At 45.0% G+C, this 24,101-nt stretch carries 20 protein-coding genes, 2 pseudogenes and 1 riboswitch; of the genes and pseudogenes, 7 read left to right on the forward strand and 15 right to left on the reverse strand.

Annotation, left to right across the window (positions count from 1 at the left end):
* Positions 1 to 56: 56 nt before the first annotated feature.
* The 10 genes and pseudogenes from AOT82_RS03220 to AOT82_RS03260 all read right to left on the reverse strand — a co-directional run bounded on the left by AOT82_RS03220 (position 57) and on the right by AOT82_RS03260 (position 13,161).
* A complete protein-coding gene (locus AOT82_RS03220; RefSeq protein WP_071003634.1) occupies positions 57 to 599 on the reverse strand; it encodes a hypothetical protein in 543 nt (180 codons plus the stop codon).
* Between the two features lie 370 nt (positions 600 to 969).
* Positions 970 to 1,494, reverse strand: coding sequence for a transposase (locus AOT82_RS03225; protein ID WP_227517197.1), 525 nt, complete (start codon positions 1,492 to 1,494; stop codon positions 970 to 972).
* Positions 1,469 to 1,588 (reverse strand): annotated as a pseudogene (locus tag AOT82_RS14045) (IS630 transposase-related protein); the annotation flags it as partial. The gene AOT82_RS03225 and the pseudogene AOT82_RS14045, both read right to left, overlap by 26 nt.
* Positions 1,589 to 1,765: 177 nt before the next feature.
* Complete coding sequence (locus tag AOT82_RS03230) at positions 1,766 to 3,448, reverse strand: NAD-dependent malic enzyme (RefSeq protein ID WP_058023721.1); 1,683 nt, start codon at positions 3,446 to 3,448, stop codon at positions 1,766 to 1,768.
* 559 nt (positions 3,449 to 4,007) lie between these two features.
* Positions 4,008 to 4,580 (reverse strand): manganese efflux pump MntP, encoded by a 573-nt coding sequence (locus AOT82_RS03235; RefSeq protein ID WP_071001792.1) that lies wholly within the window; start codon positions 4,578 to 4,580, stop codon positions 4,008 to 4,010.
* Positions 4,581 to 4,587: 7 nt separating this feature from the next.
* A riboswitch (yybP-ykoY riboswitch) is annotated at positions 4,588 to 4,755 on the reverse strand.
* A gap of 190 nt (positions 4,756 to 4,945) precedes the next feature.
* Positions 4,946 to 7,330: a TonB-dependent receptor gene (locus AOT82_RS03240; RefSeq protein WP_071001793.1), complete on the reverse strand. Its 2,385-nt coding sequence runs from the start codon at positions 7,328 to 7,330 to the stop codon at positions 4,946 to 4,948.
* Positions 7,331 to 7,680: 350 nt separating this feature from the next.
* Positions 7,681 to 9,129, reverse strand: coding sequence for an MFS transporter (locus AOT82_RS03245; protein WP_071001794.1), 1,449 nt, complete (start codon positions 9,127 to 9,129; stop codon positions 7,681 to 7,683).
* Between the two features lie 41 nt (positions 9,130 to 9,170).
* Positions 9,171 to 11,300, reverse strand: a complete 2,130-nt coding sequence (fhuB, locus tag AOT82_RS03250; RefSeq protein WP_071001795.1) for a Fe(3+)-hydroxamate ABC transporter permease FhuB — start codon at positions 11,298 to 11,300, stop codon at positions 9,171 to 9,173.
* A complete protein-coding gene (locus tag AOT82_RS03255; RefSeq protein ID WP_227517176.1) occupies positions 11,300 to 12,346 on the reverse strand; it encodes an ABC transporter substrate-binding protein in 1,047 nt (348 codons plus the stop codon). Before AOT82_RS03255 ends, fhuB begins: the two co-directional genes overlap by 1 nt.
* A gap of 50 nt (positions 12,347 to 12,396) precedes the next feature.
* Positions 12,397 to 13,161 (reverse strand): ABC transporter ATP-binding protein, encoded by a 765-nt coding sequence (locus AOT82_RS03260; RefSeq protein ID WP_058025721.1) that lies wholly within the window; start codon positions 13,159 to 13,161, stop codon positions 12,397 to 12,399.
* A 188-nt stretch (positions 13,162 to 13,349) separates the two neighbouring features.
* On the opposite strand from AOT82_RS03260, the gene AOT82_RS03265 reads away from it, so the two are divergent.
* Positions 13,350 to 14,612 (forward strand): siderophore-interacting protein, encoded by a 1,263-nt coding sequence (locus tag AOT82_RS03265; protein WP_071001796.1) that lies wholly within the window; start codon positions 13,350 to 13,352, stop codon positions 14,610 to 14,612.
* A gap of 69 nt (positions 14,613 to 14,681) precedes the next feature.
* Here the strand turns inward: AOT82_RS03265 and AOT82_RS14170 are convergent, their stop codons facing one another.
* Together AOT82_RS14170 and AOT82_RS03275 are read right to left on the reverse strand one after the other, a co-directional pair.
* Positions 14,682 to 14,969, reverse strand: a complete 288-nt coding sequence (locus tag AOT82_RS14170; protein ID WP_071001797.1) for a TetR/AcrR family transcriptional regulator — start codon at positions 14,967 to 14,969, stop codon at positions 14,682 to 14,684.
* Between the two features lie 256 nt (positions 14,970 to 15,225).
* Complete coding sequence (locus AOT82_RS03275) at positions 15,226 to 15,465, reverse strand: glutathione binding-like protein (protein WP_228724572.1); 240 nt, start codon at positions 15,463 to 15,465, stop codon at positions 15,226 to 15,228.
* 16 nt (positions 15,466 to 15,481) lie between these two features.
* On the opposite strand from AOT82_RS03275, the pseudogene AOT82_RS13605 reads away from it, so the two are divergent.
* Positions 15,482 to 15,676 (forward strand): annotated as a pseudogene (locus AOT82_RS13605) (integrase core domain-containing protein); the annotation flags it as partial.
* A gap of 204 nt (positions 15,677 to 15,880) precedes the next feature.
* A complete protein-coding gene (locus tag AOT82_RS03280; RefSeq protein ID WP_071001798.1) occupies positions 15,881 to 16,843 on the forward strand; it encodes an acyltransferase in 963 nt (320 codons plus the stop codon).
* A 524-nt stretch (positions 16,844 to 17,367) separates the two neighbouring features.
* On the opposite strand, the gene AOT82_RS03285 is transcribed toward AOT82_RS03280, so the two are convergent.
* Together AOT82_RS03285 and AOT82_RS03290 are read right to left on the reverse strand one after the other, a co-directional pair.
* Complete coding sequence (locus AOT82_RS03285) at positions 17,368 to 18,051, reverse strand: cupin domain-containing protein (RefSeq protein WP_071001799.1); 684 nt, start codon at positions 18,049 to 18,051, stop codon at positions 17,368 to 17,370.
* A 214-nt stretch (positions 18,052 to 18,265) separates the two neighbouring features.
* Positions 18,266 to 19,129 carry a universal stress protein gene (locus AOT82_RS03290; protein ID WP_071001800.1) on the reverse strand — a complete coding sequence of 288 codons (864 nt, stop codon included), beginning with the start codon at positions 19,127 to 19,129 and terminating at the stop codon, positions 18,266 to 18,268.
* Between the two features lie 332 nt (positions 19,130 to 19,461).
* Here AOT82_RS03290 and AOT82_RS03295 point away from each other — a divergent pair, with 332 nt between their 5' ends.
* From AOT82_RS03295 to AOT82_RS03315, 4 genes are all read left to right on the forward strand, one after another.
* Positions 19,462 to 19,995 (forward strand): DUF2058 domain-containing protein, encoded by a 534-nt coding sequence (locus AOT82_RS03295; RefSeq protein ID WP_058025874.1) that lies wholly within the window; start codon positions 19,462 to 19,464, stop codon positions 19,993 to 19,995.
* Positions 19,996 to 20,653: 658 nt separating this feature from the next.
* Positions 20,654 to 20,815: a hypothetical protein gene (locus AOT82_RS14175; protein WP_237182786.1), complete on the forward strand. Its 162-nt coding sequence runs from the start codon at positions 20,654 to 20,656 to the stop codon at positions 20,813 to 20,815.
* Complete coding sequence (locus tag AOT82_RS14180) at positions 20,784 to 21,104, forward strand: hypothetical protein (protein ID WP_071001803.1); 321 nt, start codon at positions 20,784 to 20,786, stop codon at positions 21,102 to 21,104. The genes AOT82_RS14175 and AOT82_RS14180 overlap by 32 nt, the downstream gene beginning before the upstream one ends.
* A 357-nt stretch (positions 21,105 to 21,461) precedes the next feature.
* On the forward strand, positions 21,462 to 22,040 hold the full coding sequence (locus AOT82_RS03315) for a substrate-binding domain-containing protein (protein WP_269466040.1): 579 nt from the start codon (positions 21,462 to 21,464) through the stop codon (positions 22,038 to 22,040).
* A gap of 14 nt (positions 22,041 to 22,054) precedes the next feature.
* On the opposite strand, the gene AOT82_RS03320 is transcribed toward AOT82_RS03315, so the two are convergent.
* Positions 22,055 to 23,848: a potassium/proton antiporter gene (locus AOT82_RS03320; RefSeq protein ID WP_071001804.1), complete on the reverse strand. Its 1,794-nt coding sequence runs from the start codon at positions 23,846 to 23,848 to the stop codon at positions 22,055 to 22,057.
* Between the last annotated feature and the right edge of the window lie 253 nt (positions 23,849 to 24,101).

Genomic DNA, 24,101 nt, shown 5'->3' on the forward strand with positions numbered 1-24,101 from the left:
TATGACCGTATCAAAGCCTTGAAATTTATGCGTTTAAAAATACAATGTCTAGAAAATTAGTTTGTTTGCGCTTCATCTAAAGCTTTATTGATGCCTTTAACAATACGCTCATGACGGCGAATATCTTGTACCGTCAGATGCGGGACGCCTACGTACCAGCCTGCAGCAGTAATCTGATGATCAAGAATAAACTGCTTAACACTTGGGTCTTTGATACCCGGCCAGCCCTCGACATTGCCGAATAAAATATCCATGAGTTCAGGAATTTTGGTGGCGAAATCATCAATATAAGGATCCCAGTCGCCGTCATAAGCGGTGCAAAAAAGCACTCTTGTATCATTATCTAAAAAGACGAAGCGCAAATCGTGCAAAGTGCCTACCCTTGTCGCGCCTTTTAGATTGCCCCCTGCTATTTTTAGAATCTCTTTGAGACGGGCAGCGCCGCCGTCTTTTAGCGGTGCGATAACGGTAAGCTCGGATACTTTGCCTGACTTTAGACCTTTCTCGCCGGCGCTAGAGATTGAGTGATCATAACCATCATTGCCGCCCTCTTTTAAATTCGCCACTAACAGATCTGCCCGCAGTTTAAAGGCATCCATAGACTCAGTGATTTTATCTTTCAGATCTTCTGAATTATCGATAATCCGCTCTTTATTATTGTTTTTACTCATAAGTCTTTCCTATATGATTGCTGTTGAGCTATTACCATAGCAAAAACGGTAAAAGGCTCAAGTAATAGCGGACTAATCACACAAAACAAAACATAGATTTAACAATAACGTTTTAAATTGCAGCAGTGTTACAAAAATAGACGGCGCACTTACCGGTGCAATAAATCTTGGTCGTACTTATTAAGTCTTTAAAAGCATGACTGTTTTTGTACTCGTTATTAAATACTAAAAAAGCTTGGCTACTCTAGGTAACCAAGCTTTGAAATCATACTTCGAGTTTTTATAATTATTTATATAGTCAGTTCAAAATAAAATTGTTATGGTTAGGACAAACATCATAAAACAATTTGGATAAGTCGTTTTCCATCCAGCCTTGGCGTAGAAACTTTACTTGTGCCCATTTCTTTTCAATGGAATTCAGATCAGGGCTGTATGGTGGCAGCCATAGAATACGATGACCATGCCTATTCAGTAGCTTTTGAATACGCTTACTCTTATGAAATCTGGCATTATCCATCACAATCAAGCATTTGGTTTTAAGACTTGGGATTAGCTTGTGTTTGCACCAGTGATAGAAGACGATGCTGTTGATGTTTGTCTCAAAGTAATCTAGGGCAAACAGCATCTTTTCATACAGAGCACCGATAACGTTGGTTCGCTTTTTACCTTGCCAGTTGTAGCTATCGATACAAGGCTTACCAATCGGTGCATAACCATGAGAGCGAATGGTCTGACTCTCAAAGCCGCGCGCGTATATATAAACGATGGGGTAGCCTTGCTGCCTAAAGCTATAAAGCTTACTGTGGTATATCGCTCTTTTGATCGGACAGGCTTTTGGATGTTCTAAAGTCTTTTTTTTGACTGATACCAAGCCGCTTTAGGGCATGATGAATGCCTGTTTTACTACAGTTCAAACGGAAATACCCCCCAAATTTAAAACACCAAATAAGTAGAACTAAGCTGCCATTATACTATCGATATCCTTCCAATTTTCTTGCATCTCTGCGAGTATAAGCCTTATCTGTTTGCTCAAACAAAAAATCCTAATACCACTTTTCATCGTGGTATTAGGATTTTTTTATATCTTTTCTATATTAAAAAGAAGTACGGCGATAGTGACGGTATTCAGGTAACCAAAAGTTTGCCTCTATTCTGCGTTGTAAGTTTTCCGCGGTATCAGGTAGTGCCAGCTTATCTTCAACCGCTTGCACTGCTACGGCATAGGCTATTTTTTCACTAATCTCTCTGATCACTTTGATTGGCGGTAGTATAGCACCCGGTGCTTTTTGGTACTCCATAGAGATATCTGCAAGGGCTTGGCTTGCCGCCATTAGCATATTATCACTGATACTTGTCGCCTGAGCCGCCAAAACGCCAAGACCGATGCCTGGGAATATATAGCTGTTATTACACTGAGACACCTCAAAGGTCTGGCCATTGAAGGTCGTGGGAGGAAAAGGACTGCCTGTTGCAATGATGGCTTTGCCACGACTCCAGTTCATCACTTCTTGCGGTGTTGCCTCAACACGAGTTGTTGGGTTTGACAGCGGTAATACAATTGGATGTTCCGTATTGGCGCATAACGCTTCGATGACCTCTTGGGTAAACAGACCTTTTTGGCCACTGACACCGAACAATACCGTCACACCGCCTTGCTGAACGACTTGTGCCAAACCGAGCTTGTTGCTCTTGTCCCAATGCGCAATGTCTGATTCTTTTTGTACCAATGGTACTTGGAATTTTTGTAGCTCGGTCATGCTGTCGGTCAACAGACCATAACGATCCACCATAAATACTTGGCTACGTGCTTGCGCTTCAGTCAACCCTTCACGCTGCATTTGGCGAACAATATGTTCGGCGATACCACAACCTGCCGAGCCTGCGCCCAAAAACGCGATTTTTTGCTCGCTTAATTTTTGACCTTTATTCAAGCAAGCAGCAATCAAGGTACCGACCGATACCGCAGCTGTCCCTTGGATATCATCATTGAAACAGCATAGCTGGTCACGATATTTATTCAATAATGGGGTGGCATTTTCCTGTGCAAAATCTTCAAACTGCAATAACGCTTCTGGCCAACGGCGTTTAACGGCTTGAATGAATAAATCCACAAACTCATTATACTCATCGCCAGAGATACGTGGGTTTCTCCAGCCCATATACATAGGATCGTCAAGGAGCTGTTGATTATTGGTGCCGACATCTAACAAGATTGGTAAGCAATACGCTGGGCTAATACCACCGCACGCCGTGTATAAAGACAACTTACCGATTGGAATGCCCATACCGCCAATACCTTGGTCTCCAAGGCCCAATATACGTTCGCCGTCAGTGACAACGATCACTTTGACGTTTTGTTTGGTGGCATTTTGCAATATATCATCAATTTGATGGCGCTCAGCATATGAGACAAATAGCCCCCGTTTACGGCGATAGATTTGCGAGAATTTTTCACACGCTTGACCAACTGTCGGGGTATATATGAGCGGCATGATTTCTTCAATGTGCTGCTCAACCAAATGATAAAACAAGGTTTCATTGGTGTCTTGAATATTACGCAAATAGATATGCTTGTCCATATCACTCGTGAATGAGCGCAGCTGATGATAAGCACGCAATGATTGCTCTTCAATCGTCTCAATATTATGCGGTAGTAACCCAGTTAAATTAAAGCTATTGCGCTCTTCTGCTGAGAAGGCACTGCCTTTATTGAGTAAAGGGGTCTCTAAAAGAGCGGGGCCAGCAACGGGAATATATAAGGGACGCTTATTTGACATGATAAAATATTCTTCTTAAGGGCATATGAATGAAAACTGTATTAGGGCTGCATTATACATAGCATCGACTGCTATTTAACAATATGTAACAAAATCATTTTAAACATGTATTTTTTTAGAGATCTTTATCATTATGCATTCCATCCTGATTCGCATCCAATCGCTGACAATATATAATTGTCTTGATAAACAATTGCCCAATTGATATAGCAGATATATACTCTTATAAAAGCATATATTTGTAAGGGAGGCTAAATTGTTTATTAATCATAAAAGATGTCCGAAATGTGATACTAGCCTCAAACGTTCTGATTGGAGCTGTAGCCACTGTGGTAACCAAAATTTGACGAATTGGATGCTCACTTTGCCTATGTGGGGCATTGGCATTTTTATCTTCATCATGATTATTCTATTGATGATTAACAATTTTTGTAGTACTGAGATGTTCCGTTCATTTAGCAAGAGTTATGGTGTTATGTGCTGATTATAGACATAAAAAAGCCCAGCTATATCAATAGCTAGGCTTATATTTATCAAGTAGCTCATATCTATCAAGTGACTAAAGATGACTAAATAAAATCCATGTACCGATGGCAATTAGCATCACACCACCAAATATTTCAGCTCTGTGACCGATTATGGAGCCCAACACCTTTCCTAACATCACCCCTAGCGTGACCATTATCGTAGTCGCTAGACCAATCAGACCTGCCGCCAGCAAAATATTGACCTTGACAAATGCTAGGCTCACACCGACAGCCATGGCATCGATGCTGGTACCAAATGCAGTCAAAGCAAGTTTGAAAACAGAATGTCTCGATAGCACTTCTGCCGTTTCATCACTTGGCTTCAGTCCCTCATACAGCATGTGCAGACCGAGCGTAAAAAGTATGACAAACGCGACCCAATGATCCCATGCCTCAATAAAAGACGCATCTATAAAGGATGTGGCAGAGTGACCAATTAACCAACCAATAATCGGCGTGATCGCTTCAATGGTGCCAAAAATAACACCCATTCTGAAGGCTTCGGTAAAACGAGGGTTTTTAAGAATTGCTCCTTTACTGATTGCCACAGAAAAGGCATCCGTAGACATAGAAAAAGCAAGTAATAGAAGTGCGATAGGATTCATGTGATTTTCTCTGGTCGAGTATAGAGTCCACGACATAGCCACACCCCCGACCTGCAGTGTAGATATATCGATGGTCTCGCCAACCGAGAGGTGTTCGCACCATGGCATGTGGCCAAGTGTGTTGATACGAACGCTTTCGCAGTACGAAAGCAGGCTACTCCCCAAAGAGTGCTTAGATTAGCATTGATACGCTATAAGTCAATCATAAAATACTAAAGAAGAATTTTACACCTGATAAAGCGTGAAGTTGGAAACGCTAGCAAATACTCTTGGAGCAGATGAATGATTTAGAGAGTTATGAACATAAAGAAACCCTTCACGCTAAATTTTCATAGCATGAAGGGTTTTTTAATGCGTGGCGCTTTTTAGTAATCCACGGTATAGCTCAAGCCGTAAGTTGTCCCTGAAGCAGGCAAACGGTTTAAATCGCCAAAGGTCGTTTGATGATACACGGTCTGATAGTCTTTGTTTAAGATATTATACACGCCGTAGCCCATACGGCCGACAGGCAGTTTGACTTGCCCAAGCACATCAAAGGTCGCATAGCCTGTTAATGGCTGCGCACTCGCGTCTGGGTCGTTCTGTTGGTCCTTATAAGCCTTGTCGCTACCGCCGACTGCCAGCGCTTGCAAGCGAATATTGCTGCCTTCGCTAAAGTTATACTGCGCGTATGCCGTGCCTTTGAGTGGCGTCAGGCGTACTGCATCCAGCTCCAGCCAGTCGCCGTCTTTTTTGTATTGCCCGCGGGTATAGGCAAGGCTGCCGCCAAACTGCCAGTCTTTGTTCAAATCATGCGTGAGCGAGGCTTCAGCGCCGTAAATACGTTCGTCCGTATCGACGACTTCGACGGTATAGTCGTTGGTAAAGCGCACGGTTTTGTCCGAGTCGTTATAAAAACCGCTAACCTTTGCGCTGGTATCACCGCGCTTACCTTGCCAGCCCAGCTCATAGTTATTGATAGAAATCGGCTGAATATTGTCTGAGTTGACCACAAATCCAGCACGCACGTCACGTAAAGCGCGCTGCACGTCAGCCGTGGTAAAGCCTTGCGAGAAGTTAGCAAAGACTTGGTCGTCATCGGTCAACTGATAGCTGGTACCAAGGTTAAACAGCACTTTGTCGTGCTTACTGCTACCCGCCTCAACCGCGCCTGCTTCGTAATCAATACCGTAAGCGTCAGCAATATCACTGATGCCATTGGTCGCAAAATAATCCGCCAATAGCTGCTCATAAATGGGCACAAAACGGTCGGTATCTGATTTGATGTTTTGATAGCGCACGCCAGCGCTGGTGTGCCATTTATCGGTCATATCCACATCGGCATTGACGAACGCGCCCCATTTATCGATGGTGGTTTTTGGTCCGCCGTTATAGCTCAGACCATTACTTGTTGAAGTCAAGCCATTACTTGCAAGGAAGGTAGTCAGGTCTTGGCCATAATAGGTCTGCTCACTCTCTTCACGTTCAAAGTCCACGCCATAGCTGAACAAGGTATTTTTACCCATGACATCGGTTTCAGTCTGCATAGCGGCGCGCAGTCCAATCACCTCAATATCCGCTTCAGACTGCGTAACTACGACCGATGCACCCAATAGCTTTCCTAAAGTGTCTGCATCGGTTAAACCATTATTTACCCAAACGTCTTTGGCTTGACTGGTAAATGATTTTCCTGACGGATAAAAACGTGCTTTTTCGTCACGATAATAGCCTGTCAGACTTAGGTTAGAACCCAAAAAGTCACTGTCATTATAGTTTAGGTTGACCGAGCTTTTGGTATTGTAGGGTTGATTTTCGATTTTAGCACCGTCAATAGCACGCAATGAAGGCGTAGTTCCTTCTTGGAGCACGGATAGATTATCCCCATAATCAACGCCATAATCGGTGTCTTGCTCGCTGTCATAATAGGTCGCCGCAAGATTCATGGTCTTGGTATCGCTAATATCAAAGCCAAGGTTGGCGTTGACGCTAATAGTATCGGTGTCTTGGTTGTCGGTTTGGTTGGCATCAGGGCTGATGCGGTCGCCATGACTGTCAAACTTGCCACCTGTGGTCTCGTAGTCTACATCGACATTACCATACACGCGCTCGCCGCCGTAGCCGATGCTTTGTCCCACATGATAGCCGAGCGAGTCGGATTTAAACTCGCGGCTGCTGTTAATGCCAAGGCGCGTCTGTCTTGTCAAGCCATAACCTGCCGTTGATTTGGTCACGATATTAATCAGACCGCCTGCTGCCCCCGCGCCATAGATGCTGGTCGCACCTGAGAGCACTTCGACGCGCTCAATTTGCTCAGGGTCGATGCTGTTTAGCTCGCGTGATAAACTGCGCGAGCCAGATAATGGCACGCCGTTGAGCAAATACTGTACAGGACGCCCGTGCATGGTCGTGCCGTAGTTACTGACCGAGCCGCTACTCACGCCAAGGCTGGGCACGAGCTGGGCTAAGATGTCCCCAACCGTGCGGTTACCTGTCGCCTGCGCCTGAATGTCCGCCTCATAAATCACTTGCGTGACAGCAGGCATTTCACTAATTTTCTGTGCCAGCGCTGTGCCTGTTTTGGCATTGGCACTAACTGTAATAGCATCTAAAGTCACACTAGGTACATCGCTTGATGATGCATTCGAGGTCGCCGCAGCGGTGGCCTGCACACCTGATGCACTTTGCACTGAATTGGCATTGGTTTGGGCGTATAACTGCTGGCTGATACAAAGGGTAAGAAGAGATAGAGCAACGTGATGGTGGCTTTTCATAATTACTTCACTTAGGTTGTTTCACTTAATTGGATAGGTGGACAGTGATATGCGTTATATTTAGCAAATGATACTGTGTGTACTAACTTTGTAAATGATATTCTAAATGATAATGATTTTTATTTCTATAAGTATTTACAAATAGGTTTTTATAAGTAGCGAGTGACCATGTTGACTGACTTACTGCAATTACCGTCCGTTTCTTTGGTAAATTTGGCGAAATGGTTAGACAGTGACATAAGCGGCTTGTCTCAAAGTTTGTTCAAATAAATAGATAAAAGGGATAAGCCTTCAAGCAGATCGTCATTGACACCGGTAATCTACATACTGCCCAACTATGAAGTTGATCGTTATGGCGCGCGGGGTAATTTGCAGGCAGAAGGAAGTGTGAACAATAGCATCAACGCGATTATTACCAGTATTTCTTGGATAGCGCTTGCTATGCCAACATCACTACCTGCGGCTAGTAGCTGCGCGCTTCGACTATGGATATAAAGGGTTGTCAACGTGATAACGATGGTAGAGATGATACGGCGACTGATATTATTGAGTGCAGCTCCCTCAGTGACCGAGTCTTTAGGTAAGCTACTAAAACCCACTGTGGTGGTTGGCAGATACGCCAAACCCACGCCGACACCGCGCACACTCATCGTCAATATGAGTAGCCAAAGTGTGGGCTGGTACAAACACCATGCGAGCATCAAAGTAGACAGCGCACTAATCGTGATACCCGCCATACCAACCCCTCGCGCACCGCGTTTGTCTACCCGCTTGCCAGCATAATACGTGGTGATACTGGCGACGAGCGTCGCAACCATCAGAACGACGCCTGTCCATAAAGCGCTTTCACCCATCACCTCTTGAATCAATATCGGCAATAATAAAAGACACAGCATCAAGCCTACTGTTTGGGTGATACTAATGACATTACTGTGCAAATAAGTTTTATTGTCGAACAAACCCACATTTAGCAACGGATGGCTCTGACGACGCTCATACGCCCACCAAGCCACGGCTGACAGCAAAAATAAAATAGACAATGCGCCTAATGCCACTATTTTTAACAAATCATCGCGGCTTGAGATACCGTGAGTAAAATCTATTTTGAGGGTGCTCAGCCAAATCATCATCGCCAGTAGCCAGATGATCAAACTGACAAACCCTACCGTATCAAAAGGGCTTGCGGTGTCATGCGTGCCTCTATCAAGTTCAGGTATCAATCGCCACACCATCGCCATAACGATCACACTAAGGGGTAATGTAACGGCAAACAGTGTCCACCATGCAAACTGATCAACCAAATAAGCACCAATCAAAGGACCAAATGCCAAGGACATCATAATAACGATGCCCCATAGCGCCATTATCCTACCGTGCTGCTGCTTTGGGTAAATCTGATACAGCATACCAATTGAGAGCGGAATAATCAGCCCACCACTCAGCCCTTGTACGGCTCTCGCCATGATGACAAAGCTCATATTAAACGCCATCATACCCATGACCGAACCGAGCATAAACCCAAGTACTGCCGCCAAATAGACTGGCTTAGAAGCAAACCTTTTGTTTAAGTAACCGCTCAGCATGAGCCCCACACTCATGGCCAACACATAAGCATTTAGTACCCAGCCGCCAAGCACGATATCGACGTCAAACACTGACATAAATACAGGAATGGCTGGGTTGAGCGCGCTGTTACTAAAGCTGATGACCGTACCAGCGAGCAATAAGGTCACTAGTACCCGCCGTACTTGCTCATCGCTCAAGCGCTGATCCCTGCTATTTTTATGAGCGTCATTCATAAGCGCTTGATTGTTGGTTCATCGTTTCATAAAAAGACAAACTAACCATTAGCGGTGGTTGGCACTTTACGAATAAGCCATAAGAAATAGCCACCGCCAATGATAGCGGCAACCGTACCAGCAGGCAGCTCATAAGGAAACATCACATACCGCCCGATCCAGTCCGCCATTACCATAACCCCCGCGCCTAAGAGAGCAGCCAGCAGCAATTGGCGCTCAAGTTTGACAGCGCCAAGAGACGTCGCCAAATGCGGTACCATCAGCCCAATAAAACTCAAAGGACCCACCGCAAGCGTGCTCGCGGTACTAAGGGCAGCAACGAGCGCCAGTAGTGATAATGTCACGGGGGTCACTGCCACACCCAAATTACGTGCCACACCCGTCCCTAGACCAAGAACACGTAAGGGTTTGACAATCAATAAGCTAAGTACCAATAAGATAAGCGCAATGCCCATCAGATACCATACTGTACTAGGCTGCGCACTATAGGTAGTGCCTGATAGCCAACTGAGCATCGCCTCAAGACGCGGGTCACCTGAGAGCTTGACCATGTGCATGACCCCATCCATCATGGCAGCGATACCAATACCGACTAACAGCAAATAGCCTGAGCTGACTCTACGTGCCAGCCACATAATCAACAGCAGCACCGCCATCGCACCTGACAGTCCTGAAATCAGTAACGTACCTGCGCCAGCAGAGAGTCCCAAAATGGGTAATAATAAAAATCCTAAAATAACCCCAAGCGCCGCGCCTGAGCTGACCCCTAAGACCTCAGGACTGGCCATAGGGTTACGCGTTAGCGTCTGTAATAATACGCCTGCGACCGCAAGCATCATCCCTGTTGCCGCCGCGCTCAAGCTACGAGGCAGACGATACTGCTGTGTCAGCGCCCAATCAGTACTAATTCCCCAACCATTGATATCCTGTACAAAAAGACAAGCCAACATTATCGTGATGATAACTCCAACGCTCCATCGCCAAAACACAACGGTCTTATTTTGACCGCTCATCATAGGGGTGATGGTTTCTATCCGATCGCGGCGCTGGCGCAAAATCAGCCAAATAATCAGTGGCGCTCCTAAGATTCCCGTCATGGCACCAGCGGGAATTTGCATCCCCAGTATAGGCTCAAGCAATAAGGCAACGTTACTGGTCAATAGCAATAACAATGCACCCAGCCCAAATGCCGTGACCAAGCGCTTACCAATGGACGAGATACCTAGCGCATTGACCAAGCTTGCGGCACCAAGCCCTATAAAACCAATCAGCCCAACCTCACTGATGACTAGTGCGGTCACCACCGCCACAATGACGACCACTAAGGCGCGAATACCATTGATAGGCACGCCCAAACGTTTGGCTTGTGAGTCGTCTAAGCTCATCAGTGTCAGCGGCTTCAATAAAGGCAGGCAGGCTATCGCCGCCAAGGTCGCTGTGATCATCAGCGCTCGACTGCTATCCCAGCTGCTTTGTGCCAAAAACCCAGCCGCCCATGACAACATACCGTTGCTTCTTTCAGCAAAAAATAACACCAATACATTGGCAACAGCGGCAAGCAAGATATTGACGACCAGACCTGCCAGTATCAGAATCAGCGGATTGAAGCGACTAGGCGCGGACAAGGCAAACACCAAGCCCATACTCATGATGGCACCGACAAAGGCCACGTAGAGACCACCATAAATAGCCAAACTCGGCAAAAATAGCGTCACAATCAACATAGCCAACTGAGCACCGATTCCGACTCCCAAAGTGGTGTCTGATGCCAATGGATTTTTGACCAACTGTTGTAATAAAATACTGACTACGCCTAATAATCCACCTGCCAATAGCGCCACCACACTGGTCGCAACCAAATGAAGCTGAGTCGCCATACTGGCAATATCAAGCTGCAAACTTGGTAAAAATAGCTCACTGAGTGGGCGTGTCCATTCTCGCTCTAATAGTGCCCAGCCACTGCATGCGGACAAAACCACCAATCCTATAAAAATCACCCACAATCGCCAAGACGCACTGCTCACGACAGACGACGGAGGCTGAGATGGATGTGGTGGTGGCTTGGGCGATGAGGTCATCACAGTTGCCGTATGTGAGGAGGACGTGGAGCTTAGGCTATTAGCGCTACTGGTGTTGCTGGCACTGCTCGCATGATTGGTATGAATAGTCATTATATCGCGCCACCTGTTAACGAAACCGTGGATAAATTATTGGCCAAGCTGACCAATGACGACATCCCGCCATATATCCAGACTGGCGGCAACTCCGCCATACAGCGGCGCTCACCATAGCCCAAACGCTGCCATACCAAACTGTCATTAATCTCAGCTCTGGTGATGGGACTGAGTGGGTCGATGATCAGCAGGCAAGTCTCATCATCTAACTGCGCCAAATCACCCATTCGTATCGGTACAAACCCCCACTGATTGCCCTCCCCTAAAACCACAAGCTCTTTGCCCATCTGTTCTAATGCCACCTTAAACAGGCTGTTATCAACATACATGCGCATGTTATTGGCATCCGCAAACTGGACGACCGCGAACTTTTTGATTATTGGATAGCGCTGCTGAAACTGCTGACTGGCAAGCTGTATGTCTTTTTGACTTTGTACAATATAGTCTTCAGCCATCTTGGGATTATCAATCAATGCACCAAGCGCGCGCGTCGGCTCCGTATAGTCAGCCCACGTTGCCGCTTTTCCTTTTGCCGCAAACATCACCGACTGCGCAGGCACATCACCGTATAAGCTACGGGCATGCTCATAAAAAGCGTTATCTATGACCATATCAACAGGAAGCTGTGCAACCAGCTCAGCATTGGGCTGATAACGAATCCCAATATCGGTGGTTGCTGCTGGGAGATGGGGGCGCCCCACCCATCTGTCCCACACTCTGATATCACCAGTGGCAATCGGTGCATGACCCATCGCCGTCAGCGTTGCAGCATTACCCCAATCAGGGGAGACGATATTGATACGGTCACTATCAATACGGTCACTATGGCTGTTTGCTGTTTCGGTAATATCTTTGGGAGGTGATGTGTCAAAGTGAGTAATAGCTTTGTCAGATGCTGAGTGACTACAAGCGGTCAACGTTAGACAGACTAATATTATAAAAGCTAAAAGCGTCTGCCACTTGCGTACTGTTATTGGCGTCACTGACGCTGGCATGAGTATCGAGCGCTTGAATGATTCGTATTGATAAAAAATAGAAAACATAGGAGCATATCTTTTTAGGCGAGTTTGGGTGAAAGAGAAGCGATCTGATGTCAAGCAACTGCAACAGGCTGCCCAGTAATGGGATGACTGAGCAGCTGCATATCCACATTAAAAATATCGTATAATACCTCAGATTGCATCGTACTTTTGATAGTGCCATTGTGGCAAACTCGGCCGTTTTTTAGCGCAATGATTCGATCCGCATACTGCGCTGCCAGATTGATATCATGAATAATAATCACCACACTCAAGCCCTGCTCATCTACCAAGCGGCGGATAAGCTGAATGACCTCAATCTGATAATGCATATCTAATGCAGCGAGCGGCTCATCAAGCAGTAGATACTTGGTATCTTGCGCCAAGCACATCGCAAGCCAAGCACGGGCACGCTCACCGCCTGATAGCGTCGATGTAATGCGATCAGCAAATGCTTCGGTTTGGGTTACCTTTAGCGCTTGATCAACTTTATCTCTATCCATTTGGGTTGGCTTTTGTAGCCACTTTTGATGCGGATAGCGTCCGAGCATCACAAGCTCACGCACGGTAAATCCAGCGGCGTCAGGTAGTTGCTGTGGCAGATAAGCCATATGACGTGCCAGCTCCTTACTGCCGTAATCATTGATGCGAGTATCATCTAAGGTAATACTACCGCTACTACTCGCCATTTCCCCTGCCAATGCCTTAATCAGAGTCGACTTTCCTGAACCATTGTGTCCAACTAGCGCCACCAACTGCTTGATATCAATCTCGCAGCTCACGTTATCTAGTAAAGTATTCCCTTGTCGACTGATGGTCAGTTGGTTTGCACGTAACATATAGGCACTCATTATTGATAAAAATCAAAATTGATAAAAAGTAAAAAATTGGCGTCGATGATGCTTATAGTTTTGAAACAAAAGCGACAATAAAAGAGGATTTTACTCGTAAACGATAATAAAAACAATTATCATTAACCAACTAGACGTTTTATCTCCTCACTTATCATCTGCTTATGAGTATCAATATGGCTAATATCTTCCTATCTTCTGCATATAATACCTATGATCAAGACAAACCATATACTTCCTTAAACACTCCTGAACTAAACGACATCATCACCTATATCAACGAAGAGCATCTAGATGAACTATTAGGGTTTTTAAACGCATTTACTCCTATATCCACTGCTGAATTGGATAATATAGAGGTGAAATTAACCACCGTTTACGCTGAAGGCCTTGAGTTACAAGTACAGACAAAAAATACAGAATCTCCATCTACCAATGCTCAAAATCACCCTGAACAGAGTCAGACTTTTTTTATTGCCTTTCCTGCAGCCATTACGCATCCTGATGAGCTACAAATTCAATATATTGCACTCAAACAAAAAGCGGATAAAAAGCTGGGTAAAAAAACGATTAAACTGACCAAGCAAGTATTTGATGTGCAAGACAGTTATAGAGTCAGCAAAAATATGCTGCGCCTTGAACTGAACATGCCCACGTTGAATAATACTAACGGCACATCAAACCCGACCTCAGTACCCATCAACGAGGCAGGTTACGCGTATTTATTTGATTTAGAGCACAATGCATTGATTAAAGACACAACAGCTGACAATATTGATGACAGCAAAAATACCTCACGCCTTGCTCGATCTCATTGTTATTACACCTTAAGAAAAGCATGGCATACCCCTGCTGGCATACAAGCGTGGGTCGATGTTTTCTTGCATGGCAATACACCGGGCGGTAATTGGGCCAACTCACTACAAGCAGGTGATACCGTAGTGACCAAAAGGGAGTTTCCTGAAAAAATTGAGCATTTGCGTGACGGTCAAGCGTTACTGATCGCTGATGAAACGTCTATGCCAACTGTCGCGAGATTACTCGAGCTATGGGAAAACCCAACACCGCCGTTAGTTGTTAGTGTCACACAAAACGCGGCGGATCAACGTTATTTTGATACCGTAAAAATACGTAGTGGTATTGATGGCAGCATAACTAATCGTATTGACAGCAATAGTGAGCGCACTACCAAGAATACCGTTAAAGACAACTTTACTGTCCTTCCCATCGTCACCGATCAGCAATGCTCAGGACAGCATTTAGCACCCTTAATCGATAATACGATAGGCAATTATTTGATAGATCAACCTATAAAAATTGATAAAGTCTGGGGTGCATTAGAGGCAAGCACTGTCAAGGCACTACGGCCCATGCTTAGAGAGCGGCTTGATCTTAGCCGCGCAGAGGTGGTGATAAAGGTTTATTGGCGTCAGGATTAAATCCATAAGATATGGCTTGTTGACCGCAACAATCGAGCTGAAGAGGACAGTTTTTTAGCATTCTTATGCCTAGCATTCACCACTGACCTGTTCATGACTAAGGTTTGTAGCAGCAAAGCATTGTACGCTATAGTCTTTATTCAAGACCTTATTATGGCAGTAGTTCTCGCAAGAGACACCGCAGTTCAATATAAAGAGCTTATCTTTACTACCAAAAGCGGCATAAATACTACCAGGATGCATATTGATGACGTCTTGCAGATTGCGCATCGAGGTTGCGTGATAGCCTTTTTCCCAATAGAGATTTTTTGCTTTTTCGCTCACATCCTCGCGATTGAACTTTATCGCAGCACTCATAGTGTTTACCTTAATCACTTTGCCTCAAAATCTATTTTAAGGCAAAGTTTGTAGAACCAATATTAGCTGCTGTTTTTAATCACTTTTTTATTATAAAGCTTTTTACGTCTCTTTGCTGTTATTAGGGCGTGCTGAACATTCAACCATGGCACTGACAGAGGCTATTTTTTAGGCGATTCGCAGGTAAAAATAGTGAGTATAGTCATTCTATACGTGTATTTTTAGCAATGAAGCGGCAAAAAAGAGCCCTGTCATTTCAGGCTGATGCTTTATCGATCCAGCCCCATGCGGAGATATCAGCGATTGAATACTCGTCTCTAACCAAATACTCACAGCCTTCCAGATGGGTGTCGAGCACTTCGTAATGACGCTCAGCCTCACGAAGATAGCGGTTCATCGCATAGGGGATTTTTTCTGGCGCCTTGTGTCTAAAATGCACAGACTGACCATAATAAGGGCCCAGACCAGTTGCTAAAAACATCAACCATGAGAGCATCTCGCTACGATCTTCTGGCTGTCCTTATCAGAATGCTTATATTGAACGGTTTAATCGCAGTTACCGCAATGAGGTTTTAGACTGTTATTTTTTTAATAATTTAAACGAGGTTAGTAAGCTGACTGAAGACTGGATCAAGGTTTATAACACTGAAAGATCCCATGATTCACTTAATGATATGACACCTGCCGAGTACAGGCAGGTGGCTTAATTATTCTACAATGATGTTGTGTTAAGAATGGGGTATTTACAAGGTCATGCCTTGGTACGCTTTTTTATGGCAAAAATAATACTTTTCACTAAAGGTGCTGTGTATTATTTGTTGTTAACACTCGTACACTAAGATTTATTTCTGCTAAAATCATGCAGTAATATTATCAATACCTCATCACTGGTCTAAGAAAAAGGACTTACTATGCGATTGAAATCAGTCGTTCAAAAACTACATGAACGCGCCCCAAAATTGGGTAAAGCCGCATCACTCACCACAGCCACGGGTGTGATTACCTTTAATAGCATCTTGGCAGGACCTCCTGTATGGATAATGGGCGCCGCCAAAGCCTTCACGGGTGCTGCTATCGCTGACAAAGCCGTTATCGATGTCACCAATTACTGGATCAATAGCAATAATGCAGTCATCGACAATATCCTACCACGTAAAGACTGGCGTATCAGCTTGCCTGATGATGTACACACAGATGGTCAATACCTACTGATCAGCAACCACCAATCGTGGGTCGATACCAGCATCATGCAATATATCAGTGAAAAGCGCCTACCATTGACGCGCTTTTTTACCAAGTTTGAGCTCATCTATATTCCAGTGATTGGGCAGGCTTTCTACTTTCTCGACTTCCCTATGATGCGTCGACATTCTAAAGAAGCCATTGCCAAAAACCCTGCTTTAAAGGGTAAAGACATCGAAGAGGCCAAACGAGCCTGTGCGCTATTAAAGGACAAGCCTTTTACTTTGCTAAATTATTTGGAAGGAACGCGCTTCACCCCTAGCAAACGTGACAAACAAAACTCACCATATAAGCACTTGCTCAAGCCCCGTGCTGGCGGATTATCACTTGCTTTGAGTGCCCTAGGCTCAGAGATCGACGGTATCTTGGACATGACGATTGTCTACCCTGATGGCATACCCACTTATAGTGACTTATGGAAAGGCAACATCAAACGGTTAGGCGTCGATGTGCGTCATATCGAGATACCTGAAGACTTATTTACGGCAATTAAAAATGGTGGTTATGAAACAGATGACACGGTAAAAGCGCAGATGTTTGACTGGGTTGAGCAGGTATGGCACAAAAAAGACCAGCTGATCACAGAGATGCTGGCTGACTTTGAGCATGAAGCTCCGATGAAAGAGGCTTAGTCTACAAACAGATAGTTCAACAGACTGAGTAAATTCTTTATACCAATAATGCTTAGTATTTGATAACCTCGAGGTGTTCTGCGCGTGTACTAATATATAGTAGAGCCTTTTCTGCCAATGGTGTAAAAACACGCTAATACCATGCCTCAAAACGAAATGCGTAATCGTCACCCTATTGAAAAAAAGTGGGCACAGGCTAAGTTTCTACGACAAGGGTGAATAAAGAATAAACTACCTAAACTGTTCAATGATATGAGCTGTGCTAATTTTATTATGGATTGACTATAAGACATGGATAGAAGAAATCGACTATTTTTAGAAGCGGACTTGTGATGTTGTATAAGAAAGGGCTGTATTGATATAGAGCCGTTTATCTGGCTTGAGACGAGGTGATACGTTATATAAATCAGCTAAATAGGTCACTTCATGCTGGCGCTAACCATTCAAATTGATGAGTCAAATTAATAAGCAATCAGGCTCAATCCGTGATTAGCAATCAGCGCAGTGTTATTGATCATAGGTCTTTAGGCATCGTCTGGCTTGTCTCCGATGACTTGGCTGAGATGCCCTGTTTTTAGATATATCGTCGCGCCCTCTCGTCCTGCTGTGATTTGCGCGTACTCACCTGCAGGCAGACGTAACCACCCCCAACGCTGATAGACTCGGTCATCATCTACCAGCTCGCCTGCAATGACTAACAGCTCTGCGCCATTAAGGATTGGCTCATTGAATAACAACTCTCCTGCCTCTATACGTTGCAAGCTCACCTGCTCGACATCATCTGAGAAAAGAGGACAAACGTCACGGTCACCTTGTCGCTGCCAATTGGCGCTATCGTGAGTGTCGATGGCCACATGATGCGCTTCATCAGGTGACATCTGCCGTAGTTTAACGAAAATCACTGCGCCTTCATCACTATAAGGCCTATGACCGGATGCTGGTGGATTGCGCACGTACCAACCTGCCGGATAATGGGTATCGTCTGCAGAAAAAGTCCCTGACAGTACGAGTATCTCCTCGCCGCCGGGATGCAAGTGGTGCGGAAAATAAGAGTTCGGTGCATAACGTACTAGGCTCGTCGCACGAGCCTTCTCTTCACCGATGCGGTCAAGCATCACTCGCTCCACGCCATTCTGTGGTGATTTGACCCACCCGTGGTCTTCAGGTGCTAGCGAAGCACGACGTGAAAAATCTGCATTGATACGCATAAGGGGTTCCAAAGATAGAATGAGTGGCGTCAGCAAGTGAGCCGTTATGAGATATAGATTGGTTATCTAAAATATCGATAACCAACCCTCTTTATGAATATTGCGCTGCTGAGAGCGATACACTGATCGCTCGTGTCTCGAACAAGGCACGGCCTTAATTTAGTGTCGCTTTATCGAAAAACAAGCGACTCATGACAATTTATTAATGCATCCATTAGCGTACCAAAATTACAGGGGATAAGGTACTTGCAATGATCTCTGTCGTTGTACTACCAAGAAACAACTGCTGCCATTTAGAGTGTCCATAAGCACCGACCACCATGATGTCAATATCGTTGTCGACTTGAAACGTTAATAACCCATCGACCGCATCAGAAGCAGACAGATGATGCGCCTCAACGATATAACCTGCATCTTCCAATTTTGCAGCAGCCGCGCTCATGCTTTGCTTGGCGGCTTCATTATAATTGCCGACCATCACGATGTGGCCTTTCAAACCTTTTAACAAAGGGCTTTTTGCGACCATCCATGCCGCTTTTATAGAGGTCTTGCTACCATCAAAAGCAATCATATATGAGCTAGGCTCTTTAAAGGTTTCTGAGCAAATCAGGATAGGGATATCCGATGCGCGAGCTACCGTTTCGATTTGGCTGCCGATATTGATGCGGCTATTTTTGTGGTCTTCGCCGCGGCGTCCCATGACGATCGCGCGATTTTCTTCTTTGAAATACTCGATGCTAGGAAGCAATTTACCATGACGTTGATAAATGCGCACATTGACATCCGCAAAGCTGTCTTTGATATGGCTTTTTGCATCTTGTACTAAGGCGTTGCTATAGCTATTGACGACTTTTGCCCTTTGCTCATCTAGCTGGGACAACTCATCTAATAAGAACTGGCGACTGTTGATCCCTATCGCTCCTGACAGATCTCGTCTCACTGAGGCAGGAATATCACTGACATGCAGCAATCCAACGGGCAAATTCAGTCTGCTGGCATACCATGCGGCATAGTCACAAACCGATTCAGTCACTGCTGAGCCGTCAATACAGGCTAGAATGTGCTGTGATGTTGTCATAATCTGTCCTTAGATATGTTATTTAATCCCATACAGCTTGTTATATATGACCAAGCTATGCCCATTGTTTGAGAGATGTTTATAAAAACTGCTCTCTTAATTTGATGATACCCAATTTGGTCGGTTTCATCCAGCGATGTACACGCTTTTGTAAAATCACAAACGTGCTAGCACTATTATTTTATATAGTTTACAAGAGTATTGTTTTAACACCCCGATGAACTCTGGTCATTGTCTAACCACAAGCGTTAGTAAAGTTTGCTACAATACCTCTTTTAGTATTTATGATGCAGTATTTAAGACTTACGTATCGTTATTTAGGTGATTGAATTATGGCAAAGAACGCCCTACAGGCTCAACTATTAAAGGCTGGATTGGTCGATAGTAAAAAAGCCAAAAAAATCAGCAAGCAAACGCAGCATGCTAAGCGTATTGGCGACTCAGAGAGTTTAGAGACCAAAAAAGCATTGGCAGAGGCTCAAGCGCAAAAGCTTGAGAAAGACCAAAAGCTCAATCAGCAAAAACAGCAAGCTTTAGAAGAAAAGGCGCTGAGGGCTAACATCATTCAAATGATTAAGCAGCATCAGATAGCCGATACGGATGGTGACGTTAGCTATCAATTCGTCGATGCGTCTAAAGTGAAAAAAATATCCATCACGCAAAAGCTATACGATCAAATCGTCGCCGGTCACGTGGTGATTGCACGCTTAGAGGATAGCTACGCGCTCCTGCCGCGCCCACTCGCCGATCGTATCGATACAAAAATGGAAGGGTTTATGGTCGTGTCCAACGATACCGCTGAAGACACGCCAGAAGAAGATGATCCTTACGCCGCTTATGTGATCCCAGACGATTTGATGTGGTAATCTCTCGCCTTTTCATGCAGCGATTAGATAAGCATTCAAACAGCAGCCCTTCATGGAGCATCCGTTCTATGAAGGGCTGCTTTTATTTGTGAGATGCTGATATAAATACCAGACAACGCAGCCCAAGCCCTATACTATAAAGGCAAGCGCTCTGACTGTTATCACAGTCGCGTCATCCATATTCGTATTGCTATGTTAGCGCATACCGCCGTTAGCGCACACCGTCAGCATTTGGATCATAAAGCGATAACGGTCGCCTTCACCAGACTATGAGGCCAGACCAATCATGATGAAAAGAATATTTTTAATACTATTTCTACTGATCGTAGTGGCCAGTTTTTTTTATTTTGATCTCAATCAATTATTGACGCTTGAGGGCTTAAAAGGATTGATGGCGCAGTTTGATGCGTATAAAACGCAGTCGCCATTATTGATTATTGATTATTGGTGGATTATTTTTACTTTATGTGGTCGTCACTGCTCTTTCCTTACCTAGCGCCACTATTTTGACGCTGGCCGCAGGCACGCTGTTTGGCTTAGCTCAAGGCTTACTCATTGCCTCTTTTGCTTCCAGTACCGGTGCAACGCTGGCTTTTTTGACCTCACGTTACCTGCTGCGCGACACTATCAAATCGTTGGGCCCTATCAGTTTACACATGTGGCGTCGCATCAAGGCTGGTACGCAGCGGTTAACGGCTTGTTTGGTCACTTTAAGAAATTCAAGGTCGATTACCGAGTAATTATATGGACGACTTTCATTGATCCAGAAGTCGCTCGCGTGGGTTTGAATGAGCAAGAAGCAATCGGCAAAGGGCATTGATTTTGAAGTGACACGTTATGACTTTAAAGAGTTAGATCGCGCCATTACAGACAGCGTAGCTAAGGATTTTATTAAAGTCATCACCGCGAAAGGCAAAGATAAAACCCTAGGAGTGACGATAGTGGCTGAGCATGCTGGCGATTTAATGAGCGATTTTGTACTGGCGATGAAACATGGTTTGGGGCTCAATAAAATATTGGGTACAATTCATACCTACCCGACATGGGCGGAAGGCAACAAATACGTCGCTGGTGAATGGAAACGCAATCACGCCCCGACACGGTACTGAACTGGTTAGAAAAATACCACACATGGCGGCGCGGTTAGTTAGGCATTTACCGATAAGCAACCTGACTTGCAGAACAGGTTTGGACGCTAGCTATCAATAACGATATTAACAGCTAGGTACGAAGTTCTAAAACAGCCAATAAAACTAAGAGCGACTCAATCAGTCAGCAATTAGAAGACCGCTTGGGCATGACACTTTGCCATCGCGGTCGAGCAGGATTTAAGCTGACAGAGGATGGTGCGGCTGTCTATGAGGCTTGTTTGGGCTTTACCGAATCGGTCGCAAGCTTTCAGCACCAGCTGCACTATATTAAGCAACTAGACTCAGTACACGGTGGACATATTAGGCCTTGCTTAATTGATCAGATGCCCAAGTTTTTTTTATGATGCGCTTAGACAGCGCCTCGCCAGCAGCTACCGAGAAAACCCACTGATACACTTTTCTATCAATGTGCAAAGCCCTGAGAGCATGCTAGAAAAGCTCTTAAGTAACGAGAGTGACATTGGTGTGGGGTATTTTGGTAGCTTTCCGCCGTTACTGACGTTTCAGCCAGCATTTGTCGAAAAACAAGTGGTCTGCTGCGGACGTGAGCATAAGCTATTTTATAACTCAGAAGGATTGACTTTTGAGGATTTAGAGCAGAATTATCCGTGGATAAAAAGGGGCTACGTGGTCGAGCATCATATCAATCATATCCGCCCAAAAACCCTAAGCGCCACCACTTATCACATGGAAGCAACTGCGCAGCTTATCCTTGCAGGCCATCATGTGGGGTACTTACCGCGTGATCTGGCGAGACGATATGAGGGCATGGGAGTGATGAAAATACTCCTGCCCAATGAAGCAAGCTACGACGTCGAGCCCCACTGGGCATATCGGGAAAATCAGCAAAAACAAACCGCTGACTTTCTACATAAAATGATGAACTTGCTATAAAAAGAATACGAATATCACTGCACTGCTACGGACGGTCGTTGATGCTTGAGACCAATGCTTCTAAGCTTACCTTTTTCGCCTACTTCTTTGATGACCAGTGACCACTCATCGTTCACCACAACTGTATCGCCTGAAACGGGTGCGGTACCTAAATGTGAGGTCACATACTCAGCGACTGTCTGCTCCCACATATCTTTGGTACTGTCTGCTTCGGTCGTTTTCAGCGTTTTTACCAAAGGTTTGGCGACCATGGCTTCTGAAAAAAATGGCAAATCTCCGAGTTTTACACTGGGTGATAGCAACCAATCACCATAAAAGTCATCAATAGCCTTACGATCTAACGTTGTGTCATTAAAAATCTTGGCAATTTTGCTCGCATGATTGCCGCGCATGGCGTACCAAACACTATCACCAAATTTTATTTTGGTCTGTTCATCGACGACGACGATTTGTTGACCGCGCACCAGCGCAAATACGCTGATTTCATCAGGGCTAATGCCTTTAGAGATACCCATAGGATGGCGGCCAATAGCAAATGCGCCTGATTGCGCCTCAAACTCGTATAAGGTAATACTCGCCTTATCCGATACCCAAACCTCGTGCTCTTCTTTGGGATCTTTATTGGTTGGAATACGTACCTTAAATAAATTCGCCATAGTAGGAATGGTCGTACCTTGCAGTATCAACGACAACACCACGACCCCAAAGGCAATATCAAAGAGCATAAAGGCATTATCAATCCCTGCCATCACAGGCAAAATCGCAAGGGTAATGGGCACCGCTCCGCGCAAACCAACCCAAGAGATAAATCCAATCTCTTGATCTTTAAATTTAAATGGTTTCACACTAGTATAGACCGCGATAGGACGGGCAACGAAGATCATGAACGCCGCTATCGCCACCGAATAATGCCAGACGTTGAGGACGTTTGATGGCGTGACCAATAATCCCAACACCACAAACAATACCGCTTGCGACAACCATGCAAAGCTGTCCATCACGCGCATGACATGCTCGGTTGAGCGCACTTTGTGATTACCGATGAGCACCCCTGTCAGATACACCGCCAAAAACCCACTGCCGCCGATCAAGTTGGTCGCAGCAAATACCGCCAAGCCCGCTGAGAGTATCAAAATGGCATACATGCCCTCTGCCAGATGTATCTTGGGCAATAACCGAGAGAGCAAATAACCAAAGAGCAAGCCCATGCCCAACCCAAAGCTCAGCTGTTGAAACAGTAAAACCAAAAAGCCAAATGCTGTCTGACCAGCAGGGTCAACGTTTAGAGCAATCAAACCCGTTACTAATAAAATAGCCAAGGGGTCGTTGGCACCAGACTCTAACTCAAGCGTGGCTTGGACGCGGTCGTTGAGCTTGACCCCGCCATTACGCAGTAGAGAGAATACAGCGGCCGCATCGGTTGAGCCAACAATCGCTGCCATCAATAGACCAAAGCGCCAATCAACATCGAGTAGCCAAGTAACAAATACTCCGAGCACCAAAACCGTGACCAGTACGCCCCAAGTAGCCAAGGTAATCGCAGGTTTTAGACCGACCCGAAACGACTTAAAAGACGTACGTAGACCACCATCTAATAGAATACAAGCCAGCGCCGCTTGACCCACAAAATTGGCCAGCCCATATTGAGAAAACTCAATACCCAAGATACCCTGCTCGCCTGCCAACATACCGACGATCAAAAACAGCAATAGCAAGGGCACACCCAAACGCGCCGATAACGTGCTCGCCATGATACTGGCGAAAATAAGTACTGCCCCTACGAGGTATAGGATATTCAAGGTATCCATTTTCTAAAGCCCTGTTTTTTATCGTTATTGCATCAATATTGAATGAAGCATAATAGTACTTGATTGCGAAAATATTTCCGTTATCGCACTGTTATTAGATATCACGCCAGAGAGTTTGTCATCAGCAACGATTGTCAGAGCTATTAACATTGTCAGAGCCATTAACACAAGAAATTTACACTGATTCTATATCGGCATTAAGAGTAACATCTGCGACTAAATTTATAGACAGTATTTCGAAAAAAGTTATCGA

The sequence above is a fragment of the Psychrobacter sp. AntiMn-1 genome (assembly GCF_001854065.1).
Classification (GTDB): domain Bacteria; phylum Pseudomonadota; class Gammaproteobacteria; order Pseudomonadales; family Moraxellaceae; genus Psychrobacter; species Psychrobacter pacificensis.